This is a genomic window from Paenibacillus sp. oral taxon 786 str. D14, assembly GCF_000159955.1.
GTDB classification, from domain to species: domain Bacteria; phylum Bacillota; class Bacilli; order Paenibacillales; family Paenibacillaceae; genus Fontibacillus; species Fontibacillus phoenicis.
The window spans coordinates 95719-110123 of the sequence record NZ_GG695984.1 but is presented as its reverse complement, the minus strand read 5'-3'; the positions used below and the strand labels follow the sequence as shown (position 1 = coordinate 110123).

At 53.3% G+C, this 14405-nt stretch carries 15 protein-coding genes and 1 other annotated feature; of the genes, 6 read left to right on the top strand and 9 right to left on the bottom strand.

Features of this window, described 5'->3' with window-relative positions; all coding sequences use genetic code 11:
* Positions 1 to 26 precede the first annotated feature (26 nt).
* Positions 27 to 291: a binding site (T-box leader), on the bottom strand.
* Positions 292 to 535: 244 nt separating this feature from the next.
* From POTG_RS16585 to POTG_RS16575, 3 genes are all read right to left on the bottom strand, one after another.
* The gene (locus tag POTG_RS16585) at positions 536 to 1132 is read right to left on the bottom strand and encodes a hydrolase (protein WP_009225997.1); all 597 of its coding nucleotides are present in this window, start codon (positions 1130 to 1132) and stop codon (positions 536 to 538) included.
* A gap of 33 nt (positions 1133 to 1165) precedes the next feature.
* Positions 1166 to 2374 carry a multidrug efflux MFS transporter gene (locus POTG_RS16580; RefSeq protein ID WP_009225996.1) on the bottom strand — a complete coding sequence of 403 codons (1209 nt, stop codon included), beginning with the start codon at positions 2372 to 2374 and terminating at the stop codon, positions 1166 to 1168.
* Between the two features lie 117 nt (positions 2375 to 2491).
* A complete protein-coding gene (locus POTG_RS16575) occupies positions 2492 to 2758 on the bottom strand; it encodes a helix-turn-helix transcriptional regulator (RefSeq protein ID WP_050769791.1) in 267 nt (88 codons plus the stop codon).
* Positions 2759 to 2895: 137 nt separating this feature from the next.
* On the opposite strand from POTG_RS16575, the gene POTG_RS16570 reads away from it, so the two are divergent.
* Positions 2896 to 3621 carry a hypothetical protein gene (locus tag POTG_RS16570; RefSeq protein WP_009225994.1) on the top strand — a complete coding sequence of 242 codons (726 nt, stop codon included), beginning with the start codon at positions 2896 to 2898 and terminating at the stop codon, positions 3619 to 3621.
* 43 nt (positions 3622 to 3664) lie between these two features.
* Here the strand turns inward: POTG_RS16570 and POTG_RS16565 are convergent, their stop codons facing one another.
* Both POTG_RS16565 and POTG_RS16560 read right to left on the bottom strand, forming a co-directional pair.
* Positions 3665 to 4207 carry a polymer-forming cytoskeletal protein gene (locus POTG_RS16565; protein ID WP_009225993.1) on the bottom strand — a complete coding sequence of 181 codons (543 nt, stop codon included), beginning with the start codon at positions 4205 to 4207 and terminating at the stop codon, positions 3665 to 3667.
* Positions 4208 to 4675: 468 nt separating this feature from the next.
* Positions 4676 to 4993: a thioredoxin family protein gene (locus POTG_RS16560; protein ID WP_036645941.1), complete on the bottom strand. Its 318-nt coding sequence runs from the start codon at positions 4991 to 4993 to the stop codon at positions 4676 to 4678.
* 169 nt (positions 4994 to 5162) lie between these two features.
* On the opposite strand from POTG_RS16560, the gene POTG_RS16555 reads away from it, so the two are divergent.
* The gene (locus POTG_RS16555; RefSeq protein WP_036645906.1) at positions 5163 to 5489 is read left to right on the top strand and encodes a YnfA family protein; all 327 of its coding nucleotides are present in this window, start codon (positions 5163 to 5165) and stop codon (positions 5487 to 5489) included.
* A gap of 16 nt (positions 5490 to 5505) precedes the next feature.
* Positions 5506 to 6357 (top strand): serine hydrolase domain-containing protein, encoded by an 852-nt coding sequence (locus POTG_RS16550; RefSeq protein WP_009225990.1) that lies wholly within the window; start codon positions 5506 to 5508, stop codon positions 6355 to 6357.
* A gap of 148 nt (positions 6358 to 6505) precedes the next feature.
* Here the strand turns inward: POTG_RS16550 and POTG_RS16545 are convergent, their stop codons facing one another.
* The 3 genes from POTG_RS16545 to POTG_RS16535 all read right to left on the bottom strand — a co-directional run bounded on the left by POTG_RS16545 (position 6506) and on the right by POTG_RS16535 (position 9181).
* Entirely contained in the window at positions 6506 to 7159 is a 654-nt protein-coding gene (locus POTG_RS16545; RefSeq protein ID WP_009225989.1) for a YfbR-like 5'-deoxynucleotidase, read from the bottom strand.
* Positions 7160 to 7272: 113 nt separating this feature from the next.
* Positions 7273 to 7758: a Cys-tRNA(Pro) deacylase gene (gene ybaK, locus POTG_RS16540; RefSeq protein ID WP_009225988.1), complete on the bottom strand. Its 486-nt coding sequence runs from the start codon at positions 7756 to 7758 to the stop codon at positions 7273 to 7275.
* Between the two features lie 112 nt (positions 7759 to 7870).
* Positions 7871 to 9181: an MFS transporter gene (locus POTG_RS16535; RefSeq protein WP_009225987.1), complete on the bottom strand. Its 1311-nt coding sequence runs from the start codon at positions 9179 to 9181 to the stop codon at positions 7871 to 7873.
* Positions 9182 to 9333: 152 nt separating this feature from the next.
* On the opposite strand from POTG_RS16535, the gene POTG_RS16530 reads away from it, so the two are divergent.
* Complete coding sequence (locus POTG_RS16530; RefSeq protein WP_009225986.1) at positions 9334 to 10449, top strand: DNA alkylation repair protein; 1116 nt, start codon at positions 9334 to 9336, stop codon at positions 10447 to 10449.
* Between the two features lie 92 nt (positions 10450 to 10541).
* Here POTG_RS16530 and POTG_RS16525 read toward each other — a convergent pair whose 3' ends face one another.
* Positions 10542 to 11255 carry a FadR/GntR family transcriptional regulator gene (locus tag POTG_RS16525; protein WP_050769790.1) on the bottom strand — a complete coding sequence of 238 codons (714 nt, stop codon included), beginning with the start codon at positions 11253 to 11255 and terminating at the stop codon, positions 10542 to 10544.
* Between the two features lie 163 nt (positions 11256 to 11418).
* On the opposite strand from POTG_RS16525, the gene POTG_RS16520 reads away from it, so the two are divergent.
* Both POTG_RS16520 and POTG_RS16515 read left to right on the top strand, forming a co-directional pair.
* On the top strand, positions 11419 to 12831 hold the full coding sequence (locus tag POTG_RS16520) for an FAD-binding oxidoreductase (protein ID WP_009225984.1): 1413 nt from the start codon (positions 11419 to 11421) through the stop codon (positions 12829 to 12831).
* Complete coding sequence (locus POTG_RS16515; protein ID WP_009225983.1) at positions 12828 to 14192, top strand: (Fe-S)-binding protein; 1365 nt, start codon at positions 12828 to 12830, stop codon at positions 14190 to 14192. The genes POTG_RS16520 and POTG_RS16515 overlap by 4 nt, the downstream gene beginning before the upstream one ends.
* Positions 14193 to 14405: the final 213 nt, after the last annotated feature.

Below are 14405 nucleotides of genomic sequence, written 5' to 3'. Positions count from 1 at the left end.
TCCCGCCTCCAAGACGAGACTTCCGTCTTGGGGGCGAGATTGGTATGCTCGCGGTACCACCCCAGCTTCGTTAATATGTCGCCATATTAACCTCTTCAAGTACAGCCTGGCGCTGCCAAGCGTATACCCTAGCTCTATAACAGGAGCTCCTGTCACACCATCCCGCCGCTTACACGTTCCGATGTGCTGCTCAGAGGCTTTCTTCAGTAAAGTCACGCTTTGCTCCTTCTCAGCGTACCGGAGCTCTCTGGAAAGGTTCTCTTTACTTACTCTTCTCGTCATCGCATTTACATGTTGCGATAATATTACCAGATTCCTGCCGGAACGTAAACTGGTTTCAAGAAATTTTCAGGTTTACCTAGTTGTCCTTTTCATCGATCCGTATGACGCAATATCTGGAAAATGGCCGCGTCCATTACACCCTGCCGCCGTGGTCCTGTCATCAAATGGTTGTGCTGCAGTTTTAGCGCACGCTGAACGCAAAAAGAGCCTTGAACCGCTGGGTTCAAGGCTTTACTTTATTGCCTGGCTCTATTTACCGCAGCGCCGCCAATACCTCTTCCGTAGACCGAATCTTGCCGATGCGTGGGAAGATATAGCGGCAGACGTAGTCATGCTCCTCTTTTGTTGATGCCGTCATGGCATCCTCGACGAAGATTTGATGGTACCCATGCTGAAACGCTTCGCGCGCGGTCGTGTCCACCCCGATGGAGGTGGAGATGCCGCAGAGCACGATCGTATCGATGCCCCGCCGCCGCAGCTGCAGATCCAGATCTGTGCCGTAAAAAGCACCCCATTGGCGTTTCGTCACGACATGGGTCCCTTGAATATTGGCCAGTTCTGGCACGATTTCATCCCAACCTTCAGGGTAAGCGCCTGGACTGAGATGACCGTCGGTATCAGGCTTGAGCATATCCTTGCCATCCAACGTAGATACGCGGACAAGCACCACAAATCCGCCTTCTTCGGCAAATGCCTGGGCCAACCGGCTCGCGTTTCTTACGACTTCCGCACTGTCGTACGGCGCACTTTGTCGGGACGGATGGCAAATCCCTTGCTGTAAATCGATAAGCACGAGTGCGTTTTTTTCCGCAAGGATCATCGTGTTCGTTTCGGGTTGGATCATTTCCATTATTTCTGCTGAACTTCCCTTCTCTTGTATACTTTACAGAGCTGCCGAATGGCTGGGCTCCCGCAGCTTTTTATACACCTTTGCATATACCCAAGCTGCGTTAATCAGGAGCAACACGCTGGTCAGCAGGAAGACATACGGGATGCCAAACCAAGCCGCAACTTGACCGCCCAGCACCGAACCGGCGAATACTCCCAAGTAGCCAGCCGCCATACTTAATCCAAATACCCGGCCGGTTAGATGCGCCGGGGTAATTTTCTTAATGAGGGTGTTCACCGAGGGATTGAGTCCCCCTGCAGCAGCTCCCAGCAGGAACCGCAGCCCCATCAACTCCCAGGGATTGCGTGCCATCGCCTGCGGGACAAACAAGATCCCCGAGACCAAGAGCGCTGCCAGCATCACTTTATGAGCGCCAATCCGGTCGGACAGCTTCCCTAGCTTTGGCGCTGCCCAAATATTAGCCAACCCGGATGCCGAGAAAATCATACCGGCCAACATCGCCACATGGCTGCTGTTACGGGAGATTTCATTCACGTACACGGTAAGGACCGGCTCCACCGAATACATGGCGACACTCAGCATAAAGAACATGGCGAACAGCGTCACCGTCAAGCTTTTTTCCGGAAGCGCGCCCCATACTTCCTTCATGCCCGCCACCTTCACTTCCGAACGCACAAACGTCTCTTTCACGAACAACAGCGTCATGATGAAGGCGATCAGCATCAGTCCGCCAGTTAAGAAAAAGGTCTCTTGAAGCCCGGCGTGTTCAGCGATAAATCCACCGATCGTTGGACCTAGCAGCGAGCCGGCGATATTGGACGTAGACAAGAGCCCTAGTGCCCAGCCGGCGTGCTCCTTGTCCGTTTGCGTCGCAATCAGCGTCGTGCAAGCGGTGCTGTAGCCGGTAATGATGCCTTGCAGGAACCGAAGGGCGATCAGCATGTGGACATTGGTGACAAACCCCATGCACCCAATGATAATCGCCATCCCCAGGCTGGCCCGTAAGAGCATCGGTTTCCGGCCAAATTTATCAGCCGCAAGCCCCCAAATCGGCGAGAAAATCGCCGAGACGATAAACGTGATGCCAAAGGCCAGTCCCGAATACCGGGACACCGCATCGGCCTGATCCACTCCCAGCTCCTTGATGTAAAGCGGCAGGATTGGTGCAAGCTGGCTCATGCCCACGCCTGTCACAAACATGCCGAACCAGCAAACGATCAAATTTCTTTTCCAAATCGGCATAACCTTAAGCCTTCCTTCTGTAACCCCCCTGTTCCCTGCGCGCGCAGATGAACAATAAGATGAACATTCTTGCAGGACAATATTAACGCGAAGGTTAGCTTTACTCCATGCATTATCTTAAACTCCATGGACGATTTTGCTGTAATATTCCGATGGGCTCATCCCTTCGGTCCGTTTAAAAATTCGACTGAAGTAGAATTCGTCAGCGAAACCGAGCTCCAACGCGATTTCTTTGATTTTTTTATCACTTTCTAGAATCAGCTCTTTGGCTTTATCGATCTTCAGTTTGTTAAAGTACTCAATGACGGTAAATCCGGTCGTCTGTTTAAAAGCCCGCGACAGATAATACGTGGACAAATGCACCAGATCCGACAACTCCGCCAACGTAAGCCGCTCGCCTCCTGATCGAGACTTCCGCTGCAGAACGCAGCTACTGCGATTAGACCATACGGACGGGCAAACCGCAACCTCACCCCTAAGAAGACGTAAATATAGTATCTGATTGGGGGGAGGATAATAATGTGGAGTTAAAACCTTGGTTCACCCGGTGGACAAGGACGACTCGGGCCCAGCTGTTAATTGCACTCCTCGTTATTATTGGAATAAGTGTTTGGACAGCGCCTTATTTTTCGGAAGCGGTGTTTTACTTGCATGGGGACAAATTCAGACCGATCCATCAGGAGCCGCAGGCGGTAACGTATCGATCCTATGACGGTCAAGAGGTCGTGGTCATGAACGGTAACGATCCGGGCCAAAAGCGGGTAAGTATCGATCGGCAGGAATATAAGGTCCACGTTCTGGAAGCCCAGTGGGTTCCACGCTATGAGGTGATCTATCCGTCAGGGGAGCGGTTCCAGGTGGAAGCGCACGACGAGATCTTGTTGTGGCTGGACGATCAGGGCGAGTTGGTCCCTGAAATCTCATGGAACATCAATGGTGTCCCCCAGCCCATCGACGAACACGTTGGCTTGTATAGTCCTAGTATGATCGTCCGAGCGGCCTTTCCCGAATACCACAGCAAACAGGGGAGCTTGCTGCTCTACTACGGCTCCTATGTGCTCATGTTTTTCGGATGGAGCTTATTCCGCTTTGAGAAGCTGCAAAACGTCTTATTTCATCTCTCCTTACACGGGTTATGGGTGCGCGAGGCGGAACCAAGCGATTTCTATTATGTCTCCTGTAAAATCAGCGGTATCGCGATTATTGGTTTAGGAATCTATGTTTTCATCCAATCGTTCTTCATCTAAAAAAACAAGGCCAACCTCATTCGGTTGGCCCTTCGTTTTGCTGTTATTTAACTTCCGTTGCACCTGTTACTTTGCCGTCGATTTTCGCGCTGGCTTGCACGTCGGCATTGGCGAAGTAAAGGTTGCCGTCAATCGTAGCGTTTTCGTACAGGTTGAAGCCGTTCGCTTCTACATATACGTCACCTTTCACGGTACCGCCTTGAATTCTCAGGTTTTCACTTTGTACGATCAATTTCGGAACCGTTAAGGTGTAAGAAGCAGTAACATTATGGTCTTCATCCTGCGCATACAACGCGATCTTGCGGTAGATGTCCTTCGACGCATCGTTTTTATCGTGGAATTCGCCGGCAACAACAACATCTTGATCCACCGTCAAGTCGTTTAGAATCGCGATGATCCAAGTCCCTTTCTCACTCACTGCATTCACGAACGCATCCGCTTGATTTACGATCGAAGCCGATGTGGTGGCGTCCGTTTGCTCCGCAGGTTTATTGGCGTTTGCCGCCGAGTTCCCGTCATTCGAACCGCAACCTGCCAGCAGTGCTGCAGCAAGCCCGGCTACAACCAATCCTTTGACCATTTTCATGTTGTTTCCCTCCTGTTTTTCTCTTCAGTTTGAATTATAAAAAAAAGCGGCTTTTGTTAATGTGATTTTTTTCACTTATATGTGCGAAATTTCACATTGTTGGTCACAGCTTGTTCATCTTTGACGCTCCCTCCTCAAAACCTCGTAAGTTCGACTTGACCGCTGCCGCCCGGTACTGTTCCTCGACGAACCTACAACCGGACTTGATACGCGGAGCCGCCGTGTGCTGTGGGATGGCATCACGGAATTGGCTCGGGCGGATGCGCGGGTTACCACCACAAATCCAAGGGTATCAGCCCTGAACGCGTAATTTAAACCTCGGCCTCCATCCGTCCGAGAGCGGCTAGCGAGAACTCATCCTGCGTATGGAAACTCAATCGTCCGATGCCGGCTACAGTCAAGTCGACGTAATTTTCATGTTCCTCATCCCCTTATTAAGGTTGGGCGAAGAACATCCCTTCTGCCGCTTTAAGCCAAGCTCTCCAAGTATTCGCGGACTTGCCCCGGCGTCTTGGCGAATTTGCTGTGCAGGTGGGCGATTTTCTCCCCGTTTTTATAGACGAGCAGGCTGGGAATCCCTCGCACCTCATTGGCTTCAGCCAGCGGCTGGAATTCCTCTGCATCCATCGCGTAGAACTCTTTGTCCGGATGCTCCTGGATGATATCCCCGATAAACCGGTCGAGGTTCTTGCAATCCGGGCACCAGGTCGTATCAAATTTGATCACCGTATACTGATCTCTTTGAATTAATTGTTCGAATTGCGATTCCGATTGGACACGTTCCATCCGGATCCACTCCTTTAATTGTAGTTTTGATAGTTTAATTTTGAAAATTTGCTCTACATTGATTATAGCGCATCCGTGCAAAGACGCCAGCGTCTTCATCAAGGTTTCATCTTCGCGGATCCATGGTACAATCTTTGGTAAAAATAACGTGAAAGGACGGGGCTGCATCATGCTCCTCGCAATCCTCTTGTTTGTTGTCGCCGGACTCGCCGAAATCGGCGGTGGCTATTTAGTTTGGCTGTGGTTGCGCGAATCCAAACCGCTATGGTACGGAATCGCTGGCAGCCTGATTTTGATCGTATATGGCATCATCCCAACACTGCAGAAGTTTCCAAACTTTGGCCGCGTTTATGCAGCGTATGGCGGCGTATTTATTGCGCTCGCTGTGTTATGGGGCTGGTGGGTGGACAAGAAAACCCCCGATCTCTACGATTGGCTTGGCGCCGCCATTTGTCTGATCGGCGTCTCCATTATTCTCTGGGCACCACGACATTAGAAAGGACATCCAGGTTATGAACTTATCTTCCATTTCGGCAGCCATCGCGCCGCTTGATTTAAGAAGCTGTTTAATCCACACCCAAGGCAGGCTGGTGCTTGAACATTACCGGAACGAACAAATTGTGGACGAGCTCGCCAAAATTAACTCCTGTACGAAGAGCTTTCTCTCCGCCCTGTTCTGCATCGCCTGGGACCGCGGTCTCCTGCCGCCTCCCGACACTCCGATTCGCTGCTTCTATCCGCAGCTGGAGGAAGATCCGGATGAGCGAAAACGTGAGATTACGTTGCGTCATCTGTTAACCATGACGGGCGGGTGGAATTGGACGGAGTTTGGCGGGCATAACTCTTTTCCGCGGATGACCCGTTCGCCTAATTGGGTTCAGTTTGCGCTGGATCAGCCGATGGCTGACCGCCCCGGTGACCGGATGGAGTACAACTCCGGCGCGTCGCAGCTGCTGTCGGCGATCCTGGTCCAAGCCTCCGGTATGCCAGTCGCCCAATTCGCCGAGGAGCATCTGTTCGGCCCGCTGGGCATCGAGACGTACCGATGGGAGCAGGATCCGCAGGGCATCCACACCGGCGGATTTGGCATGTGGCTTCGTCCAACGGACATGTTGAAATTTGGTTTGCTCTACTTGCAGGGCGGTGAATGGGAAGGCCAGCGGGTGATCCAGGCGGAACGTTTGGCGGAATCCGTAAAGCCTGCGATTGATGTCGAAGCTCCTTGGCGCGGCTGTTATGCTTGGCATTGGTGGACGGACGTCTATGGAGAGGACGGGCAGTCGAAATTTGATTTTTTCTATGCTCGCGGATATGGGGGCAGTTCATTTATGTCATTCCACTCTTGGAGACGGTTGTTGTGCTGACTAACGATAAACGGAAGCGGGACCGACCTCCAACAGAACTGTTCCGTTTATGGATTGCACCTTATTTATAAGGAAAAAAGCGGTAATCCCGCAGTCATCTCAGATGACAGTGGGACAGCCCATTCCAGCGAATTGGAATGGGCTACTTTTAGGCGCGGGTTAAAACTCCACCCGCTTGCTCCAGTGCTTCCTCGGTAATCTGCTTAATATCAATGGGCGAGCTTGTCCCTTCGAGCACCATGTCCGTCAAAATTTCACGGAGGAAATAATCGACGCAATGGAGCCGAATATTTTTGATTTTGATCAACGCATCGCGGTACATCTTGACGAACTCTTTCTCCGTATTGCCCCGCTGCAGCTCGGCAAATGCTTCATAGACCTGATCCAGCTTGTCGGCAACTTCCAGGATCAGCCCTTCAACAGAACCGTCTTTTCCTTCGCGGAGCTGGTTGCGAAAGATCGGCTTAAACTCCACAGGAATATGTTCGTCGATGAAATTGTGCACCATGCCTTCTTCAACTTGCTGAATCAAGTTCCTGAGCTCGGCCGAGGCATGTTTGACCGGTGTTTTGATATCCCCGATAAAAATCTCACCATAATCATGGCTGCTCGTGATTTCGTACAGTTTTTTCCAATCTATAGCAACGCCGTGCTGTTCTTCAATATCAGCTAAAGTCTTGGCGTACTGCACAACCTTCCAGGAATGCGCCGCCACGCTATGTTCTTCGAACTTGAACCTTCCGGGACAGCGATAAATGCGTTCCAATTCGTTTAAGGAGCGAAAATAAGCATGGATTCCCATCGGATCAGCCATCCTTCTGTTTAGGTTTTACCTCTAGTATAGATGGCGATTGTTATCGGCATGTCAAATCCTGCGTTTCCCTTAGCGATCCTTGGGCTCGTTCATCCCCGTCTTTAATCCCCGCTTTCACGAATCAATGGCGCAAATTTCCCTTTGACTTGGGCCGCTAGCTGATGAGGCGTCAGTTCCATCTGCAACCCAATCCGTCCCGCCGATACAAGAATCGTTTCCAATCCTTCGGCCCGGCTGTCGATAAAGGTGGGGAACAGCTTCTTCATCCCAATCGGAGAGCAGCCGCCGCGGACATAGCCGGTATGTTGCTGCAAATCCTTCAGCGGCAGCATCTCAATCTTTTTGACCCCGGCGGCTTTGGCCGCCTTCTTCAGGTCCAGCTCCTCAGCAACCGGAATAATAAACACAAATAACGATGAACCTTGATGCGCCACCAGCGTTTTGTAGACTTGTTCGGCGGGTTTGCCGATCTTCTCCGCCACCGCTGTTCCATGAATTTGCCCGTCCTCGGCATCGTAAGCAAAGATTTGGTATGGCGTTTTGGACTTGTCCAGCATGCGCATGGCATTGGTTTTGACTTCGGCCATGGGTCTCCACTCCTCTAATCTTCCAGGGTTCTGTATAGAAATTATCGTAGCATTTTTGCAGGAAACAGGACAGGCCGGGGACGGTTTAATTTGTTTTTCCGACCAGTAAGCTTTAAGCCGTTGCCGGCGGCTTCGTTTCGGTAGGGAAGGGATCGTCTGCATTCCGCAAGGCATCCGCTTTCCCTCGGTTTAGATTCAGTTTCATCACGACGGCGATTCCTAAGCCAAAAAACAGCAGCAACGACAAGATCCCCATGCGCGAATTGCCGGTAATTTGTCCGATGAGCCCAAAAGCAAACGGTCCAAAGATGGAAGAAAACTTACTTGTAATATTGACGAAACCAAAAAATTCGCCCGTCCGGTTCGGCGGCATCAGCTCACTTAGAATCGAGCGGGAAATCGATTGGCTGCCTCCCTGCACGAGACCCACCATCACGGCGAGAATATAAAAATGCAACGCGCTGCTCATGCCAAAGCCCAAGAGAACGATAACGACGTAGGTCCACAGCGTAGCGATCAACACGCGTTTGGGGCCGAGACGCGTTGCCGCTTTTCCAAGCAGGATGGTACTGGGAAATCCCACAAATTGCGTGATCAACAGGGCCAAAATCAAATCGCTCGTGCCAATCCCCAAGGTCGTGCCATAGATCGTCGCCATCAGGATAATCGTATTGATCCCATCATTGTAAAACCAGAAGGCCGCGATCATCCGAAACAGCTGCGGATAACGGCGAATATCCTTAAACGTACCGCCAAGCCGCTTGGAGGCGGCCCGCAGGTATCCTCCAGCGGTAAGGCCGGATGCTTGTTTCGGGAGGTTGGGTACGTTTCGCATCAACGGCAGCGAGAAGACAAGCCACCAAAACCCCACGGTCAAGAAAGAAAGCTGGGTGCCCGCAAGCTCATCCTTCATCCCAAACCATTGCGGCTGTTGGATCATCAGCAGGTTTACCGCCAGCAATATCCCGCCGCCGATATATCCGGCTGCATATCCTTTTGCCGAAACGTCATCCCGGTATGGCGAGGGTACCAAGTCAGGCAGCAACGCATCATAAAAGGTGAGGCTCCCGGAGAAGCCGACGGTGGTCACCACAAGTAAAGCTGAAGCAAGCAGCCAATCCCCCGGTCCGACGAGCGCGAACCCAAGCGTCCCTGCGATGCCAAGCAGCGCAAACCAGGTCAGGAACGTCGTTTTGCGGCCCGATAAATCCGCGATGGATCCCAGCAAGGGAGAGATAATTGCCACCAGCGCCATGCCGATAGAATGCGTATAGGCCAAATAGGAAGCCGCAGTTGTTTCACTTAACCCTTGCGCAGCCACCCCGGCGTAAAAGATGGGCAGCACGGCAGCCAACACCGTCGTCGCATAAGCGGAATTGGCCCAATCATACAGAATCCAAGCACGGATTGCCGATTTATTCATTTGGGGCTTCCCCTTTCACTAACAAATGGTTAGATTATAATCAAATAACGTTAACTGCGTGTATCGTAATGGTTTGCGCTGAATTAAATCGTTATCGTAAAATAGACCCTTGAAACTTTCAACTTCAGTTTGGAATAGAACGGAGAATGGATATGGCTGATACGTTAAAATCGATTTATAGTGAGGAATTTCTGCGTGAATTCGGCAGCAAAGTGAAGGAGTCCTACGCTTCCTTCGATATGGAACGATTCGTGGCTGACGTGATGGACGAAACTTGGGACAACCTGGAGCTCAAGGCGCGGATGCGGCAGATCTCGTTAAAGCTGGGCGCTTTGCTGCCCGCAAGGTTTTCGGAAGCGCTTGACATCTTGTATGCCATTGATGAAACCTGCGTGGGGTTCCCCTACCTGTTCTTTCCCGATTTCGTTGAGGTGTATGGTAAGGCCGAATCGGACTGGGAGCTTGCAATGCAGGCGCTGGAGCGTTTTACATCGAAATCGTCCGCAGAGTTTGCCGTCCGTTCGTTTATTGAACGGGATCCCGAGCGGATGATGCGGCAGATGCTGGCATGGGCGAAGCATGACAATGAGCATGTACGCCGCTTGGCCAGCGAAGGCTGCAGGCCGCGCCTGCCGTGGGGACAAGCTTTGCCGATGTTCAAACGCGATCCGGCGCCGGTCCTGCCGATCCTGGAGCAACTGAAGGCCGATCCGAGCTTGTATGTCCGCAAGAGTGTGGCCAACAACCTGAACGACATCGCCAAGGACCACCCGGACTTGGTCCTGGAGATCGCCCGGCGCTGGAAAGGATCCCACCCGCACACCGACTGGATCATTCGCCATGGCTGCCGGACGCTGATCCGCCGCGGCGGTCCCGAGGTGCTGGAGCTGTTTGGTTACGCCACTGGCGAGGACAGCAAGCCTCTGGCAACCGATGCGTCGCTCGTCATCGAGCCAAACGCGCTGCGCATCGGCGATAGCAGCGAGCTCCGTTACGAGCTGACGATCCGTTCAGGTCAACCGGCCAAGGTGCGCATTGAATACGGCATCGATTTCGTCAAAGCCGAAGGTCGCACGTCGAGGAAGCTATTTTTGCTCTCGGACAGAACAGTTGCCGGCGGTTCACGCCTCAGCGGCTCCCGGCGGCATAGCTGGGCCGACTTGTCCACCCGCCGCCATTACCCCGGCGAGCACCGCATCGTGCTGCTGGTCAACGGCGTGGAAACGGCGGCAACCCATCTAATGCTGCAAGCTGGTGACGAAGCATAAGAAGTAATCTGGTTGAGCTTGTAATACTTATACGTCTTGAAATCTAAAGAAAGACCTGATCGTAATGATTCAGGTCTTTTCTGTGCTTGTATCTATTCAATGGATTCCGGGGCACCAGGCTTGTCCGAAGCTCCCATTAGCGCATGTCCTACCTTGGTCAAATGGGTCCGCATAAGGTCGGCCGCCGCACGCGGATTCTGTTCTCGGATCGCCTCCAGCATTTGGCGGTGCTCCTGGAACAGGCGGTGCGCCGATTCCTGCTCGCTGAACAGCCACAAGCTCCGGCTGTCGCGGATGGTACGCATCATCATGGCCGAGATACTTTCCATCATTTGACGGAGCAACGGGTTTTGCGTCGCCTTGGCAATTGCCAAATGAAAATTGACGTCATGCACCTGGCTAATTTCCTCGTTCCCGATCGCTTCCTCCATCAGACCAACGATCTCTGAAAGCTCAGCCAAATCAGCTTCACTCCGATGGAGTGCCGCCAGCTCGACGCTCCCGACCTCCAGAATGCTGCGCACCTCCAGCAGCTGCTGCAAGTCCTCGCGGTTCTTGATTTGCTGGGCCGCCATCGATTCCAACGCCTGCGCACGGACGTAGGTTCCGCCTCCCTGCCTCGTCTCCAGCAGGCCCCGGGCTTTCAAATGGCTGATCGCTTCGCGGACTGTGGAACGGCCAACGCGATAGCGTTTGGCCATATTTTCGATCGTCTCCAGCTTCTCGCCCGGCTTCACCTTCCCGGTTTCAATGATCCGCTCCAGTTCCTCGATGATGATTTCGTAATTTTTTTTGCCTAAATCCATGACTTCTCCCTCTTCCGACCGCAGCCTTCCTAAAAACAAACATCATTCTTAAATTACAGTCTATACAATTTACCAGCGATATGGTAGATTTATTTCAAATTTAAAATTCATCTGATGACCTGACTAATTATAAGTTTATACCAGAAAGCGGGAGGAATGAGAATTGATTAGTCCCGAAGTGAAAGCGCAGCTTCAAGCCCTCGTCGGCGACAAATGGGTGTTGGACCGTCCTGCCGAGCTGTATGCCTATTCCTACGATGCCACGCCGATGTACCAAGCCTTGCCTGACGCGGTCGTGTTTCCCGCCTCGGCTCAAGAGGTTTCCGGCATTTTGCAGTTGGCCGATACGCACCAGATTCCGATTATCACCCGGGGATCCGGCACCAATCTGGCTGGCAGCACCATTCCAACCCAAAGCGGGATCGTGCTCAACATGAACCGGATGAACCAAATCCACGAAATTGATACGGAAAATTTGACGGCGACGGTTGGCCCCGGAGTTGTAACCGCCAACCTGCATCAAGCCGTAGAAGCAATGGGCCTGTTCTATCCGCCAGACCCCGGGAGCATGCGGATTTCCACGATTGGCGGAAATATCGCCCAAGGGGCCGGCGGGATGCGCGGACTCAAGTATGGTGTAACGAAGGATTACGTCATGGGACTTGAATACGTGCTGCCTTCGGGCGAGATCCTGCGCTGCGGCGGGAAGAACGTCAAGGACGTCGCCGGCTATGATATGACACGGTTACTCGTTGGTTCCGAAGGAACGCTTGCCGTCATCACGGAGGTTACGCTCAAGCTGCTCCCCTTGCCGGAAACAAAGCGAACGCTGGTCGCTTATTACCGGAATCTGGTGGATGCGGCCAAAACCGTCGAAGCCATCATCGCCTCTAAAATTATCCCGGCCACCGTGGAGTTCATGGATCAAGGAACGATGAAGGTCGTGGACGATTTCGCGGGCCTCGGTCTCCCCTTGGAAATGAAGTCGATGCTGCTGATTGAACAAGACGGCCCGGCCGAGGTCGTTGACCGCGATATCGAGCGAATCGCTAGGATCGCCAAAGAACATGGCGCTGCCGGAGTAGAGGTGGCAAGCTCCCCGGAGGAAGGCGCGAAGCTGCTGGCCGCGCGGCGTGCGGCGTTGTCCGCCCTCTCTCGGCTCAAGCCAACCACGATTTTGGAGGACGCCACCGTTCCTCGCTCCCGTCTGGCGGAAATGGTGGAGGAAGTCGAACGGATCGCCGAGAAGTATGGATTGCAAATCTGTACGTTTGGTCATGCCGGCGACGGAAACCTTCATCCGACCTGTATGACGGACGAACGGAACCGGGAGGAAATCGAACGCGTTGAGAAGGCGTTTGAGGAGATTTTTCACGCGGCGATTCGCTTGGGAGGGACGATTACCGGCGAGCATGGCGTTGGCTTGGCCAAGAAGGACTTCTTGCACCTGAAGACCGGCGAAGCCAGCCTGGAACTGATGCAGCGCATCAAAGCCGCCTTTGATCCGAATGGAATCCTGAATCCCGGCAAAATATTTACCGTTTCTAATCGGCGAAGATTGGTGGTGCAGCGATGAGCGGAGAAAAACATATGGTACGCAAGGAGTTCACCTCCCCTGTCTGCGGCGGAACTGCGACCCTCCCTTTGCCCCATTCGGACGGTAACCGCCTACAACCGTTTGATCTCGATGAAATTATGAACTGCATGCACTGCGGGTTCTGTCTGCCTACCTGCCCGACCTATCAGCAAACGGGTCTGGAAACGTACAGTCCCCGCGGACGGATCGCTTTAATGAAGGGCGTGGCTACTGGTCAGCTCCCTGTAAATGAGGAATTCGAGCAGCATATGAACGCCTGCTTGGGCTGTCGGGCTTGTGAAACGGCCTGTCCGGCCGGCGTGCCTTACGGAAGTTTGCTGGAAACGGCTCGCCAGGTCGTACAGGAAACGAAACAAGAGACAGTGAAGCCCTCAGCTTTGCGCAGCTTGATTTTCCAACGAATTTTCCCGTATCCGAAACGCGTTCGTCGTCTGGGGAATATCCTGTGGGGCGTTCAAGCGCTGGGTCTGCAAGCCTTTGCCAATCGGACCGGCCTGATCCGGGTACTGCCTAAGGCGCTGCGCGAAATGCAAAAGGCGGTCGAAACGGTTGCTTCCCCGCGCGAGCGCCGCAAGCGGGAACAACGAATGAAAGCTGAAGGGGAAACCAAGCTGACAGTCGGATTGTTCACCGGCTGCGTGATGGACGTGATGTTCTTCGAGACAAATCAGGCAACGGCGCGGCTGTTAACGAAAGCCGGCTGCGACGTCGTGTTTGTCGAAGCGCAAAACTGCTGCGGGGCCATGCACGCCCATTCCGGCGAGATGGCCGGCGCCAAGGAGTTAGCCAAACGGAATATCGAGGCGTTTGAGCAGGCCGGCGTTGACTTCATCGTCAACAATGCCGGAGGCTGCGGGGCGGCGTTAAAGGAATACAGGCACTGGTTCAAAGGCGATCCGGTTTGGGAGGAACGGGCCAAGCGGTTTGCTGCCCGCAACCGCGACGCGAACGAGCTGCTGGCCGAGCTCCCTCCTCTCCAGTTCAGCAAGCCGCTGAATTGCAAAGTCACGTATCAAGATTCGTGCCATCTCGCCCACGGTCAAGGTGTGCGCAACCAGCCCCGTGAGCTGCTGCGCCGCATCCCGGGACTGGAGCTCGTTGAAATGCGCCAGCCGGATAGCTGCTGCGGCTCGGCTGGTACGTATAACCTTACTCAAATTGAGATGTCGATGCAGATCTTGGACGACAAGATGGAACAAGTCCAGGATACGAAAGCCCACCTTATCGTCACCTCCAACCCGGGCTGTCTGCTGCAAATGAAGCAAGGAATTCACCGAGCCGGCTTGAATGGGCAGATGGAAGCCGTGCATATTATGGATCTATTAGACCAGGCCCTGTAGGTTCTGCTGATCAGACCACAAATAAAAGGCGTTCCCTTGATGTAACCTTAAGGGAAACGCCTTTTGTGCGCCCGGGCGGCTTAGCCCCGCCCGGGTGCAAGCGCGCGCAGCGCCAGCATGACCGCGCCGTAGGCTGCGTCATGCTTGGGCAGCGTGCAGGTGAGCCTAGGGAAGCGCTCGTTCAGCGCTTCCCTGACGCCCGCCTGCACGTGC

Excerpts from the sequence above, each read along its gene's own strand:
- POTG_RS16585 (WP_009225997.1), bottom strand. The coding sequence starts at position 1,132 with ATGGAAATGATCCAACCCGAAACGAACACGATGATCCTTGCGGAAAAA.
- POTG_RS16580 (WP_009225996.1), bottom strand. The coding sequence starts at position 2,374 with ATGCCGATTTGGAAAAGAAATTTGATCGTTTGCTGGTTCGGCATGTTT.
- POTG_RS16565 (WP_009225993.1), bottom strand. The coding sequence starts at position 4,207 with ATGAAAATGGTCAAAGGATTGGTTGTAGCCGGGCTTGCTGCAGCACTG.
- POTG_RS16560 (WP_036645941.1), bottom strand. The coding sequence starts at position 4,993 with ATGGAACGTGTCCAATCGGAATCGCAATTCGAACAATTAATTCAAAGA.
- POTG_RS16555 (WP_036645906.1), top strand. The coding sequence starts at position 5,163 with ATGCTCCTCGCAATCCTCTTGTTTGTTGTCGCCGGACTCGCCGAAATC.
- POTG_RS16550 (WP_009225990.1), top strand. The coding sequence starts at position 5,506 with ATGAACTTATCTTCCATTTCGGCAGCCATCGCGCCGCTTGATTTAAGA.
- POTG_RS16545 (WP_009225989.1), bottom strand. The coding sequence starts at position 7,159 with ATGGGAATCCATGCTTATTTTCGCTCCTTAAACGAATTGGAACGCATT.
- ybaK (WP_009225988.1), bottom strand. The coding sequence starts at position 7,758 with ATGGCCGAAGTCAAAACCAATGCCATGCGCATGCTGGACAAGTCCAAA.
- POTG_RS16535 (WP_009225987.1), bottom strand. The coding sequence starts at position 9,181 with ATGAATAAATCGGCAATCCGTGCTTGGATTCTGTATGATTGGGCCAAT.
- POTG_RS16530 (WP_009225986.1), top strand. The coding sequence starts at position 9,334 with ATGGCTGATACGTTAAAATCGATTTATAGTGAGGAATTTCTGCGTGAA.
- POTG_RS16525 (WP_050769790.1), bottom strand. The coding sequence starts at position 11,255 with ATGGATTTAGGCAAAAAAAATTACGAAATCATCATCGAGGAACTGGAG.
- POTG_RS16515 (WP_009225983.1), top strand. The coding sequence starts at position 12,828 with ATGAGCGGAGAAAAACATATGGTACGCAAGGAGTTCACCTCCCCTGTC.